We start from the raw sequence: 829 nt of genomic DNA, 5'->3' as shown, positions 1-829 counted from the left end.
ATGCCGCGCCCCATGCAGGCATTCCCGATGCCATGATGCCGTGTTTAATCGCCCAAAAATTCTGTTGTGCGCCTGCTTTAGTATCATAACGAGCAACAACTTCGGCCTTGGTAAAATTAGGCGGCTTTGGATATAGATACTCGCTCAGATCTGTTTTTTCTACATCAGGTGCCAGATGACAGCCTGCACACATATCTTTGTAGTCCGCGCCCCCAGAGCTAATCATATCCACTTGTTTTAGATCTGGAACCACAATATCTTGACTGGCATTTTCTATAGAGTTATTACGTGCTGTCTCCAAAAAGCTATACATCATTGGGCTATGCTCTTGGTCTGCTCCTACATTCACCAGACCACTGCTGACAACTGCAAAAACCCCAACGACTGCCACAAGTACGGCAAAAAGCGCACCCAATAAAAATTTCATATGTTCGTCCTACAATTTATTGCTGTCAAAATCAGGCTATTATTCAATAAGGTCAGGTTGAACGAGAATTGTAGTTGAACCTGACCCGTTACCTAGCGAGCGTGACTAGAATTATTTAGACTCACTGTCACTGGTAACGCAATGTTTTTGGTACATTTGTTTCATTTTACCCATGTTAGCCATCATTGATTTCATGGCAGGATCATTCATATCCATCTTGCTATGATCCATTTTTCCCATCATATTCATATGTTTTTCCATCTTTTCACAGTTCATCTGATCTTTCTGCGCATGCATTTCTGGAGAATGTGCCATAGCAGAGGTTGAGACGACTAATGCGACAGCAGTTGCTACGATTGATTTAGATAACCACATATTTAATTCCTATTGATTGAGTTGAAA

The 829-nt window shown here is 41.7% G+C and carries 2 protein-coding genes; both read right to left on the bottom strand.

Going from position 1 to position 829, the window contains the following annotated elements; translation table 11 throughout:
- A partial coding sequence (locus tag JMX97_RS13660) for a c-type cytochrome (protein ID WP_201558972.1) occupies window positions 1-427 on the bottom strand: 427 nt, incomplete at its 3' end.
- 111 nt (window positions 428-538) lie between these two features.
- Window positions 539-802: a hypothetical protein gene (locus JMX97_RS13655; protein ID WP_201558971.1), complete on the bottom strand. Its 264-nt coding sequence runs from the start codon at window positions 800-802 to the stop codon at window positions 539-541.
- Between the last annotated feature and the right edge of the window lie 27 nt (window positions 803-829).

The sequence above is a fragment of the Psychrobacter sp. 72-O-c genome (genome assembly GCF_904846605.1).
Lineage (GTDB): Bacteria > Pseudomonadota > Gammaproteobacteria > Pseudomonadales > Moraxellaceae > Psychrobacter.
Note: the sequence above shows the minus strand (reverse complement) of the source record. Positions and strands in the feature narration are given on the sequence as shown.

Bases quoted from the DNA above. Each gene is read 5' to 3' on its own strand.
- JMX97_RS13655 (WP_201558971.1), bottom strand. From the start codon at position 802: ATGTGGTTATCTAAATCAATCGTAGCAACTGCTGTCGCATTAGTCGTC.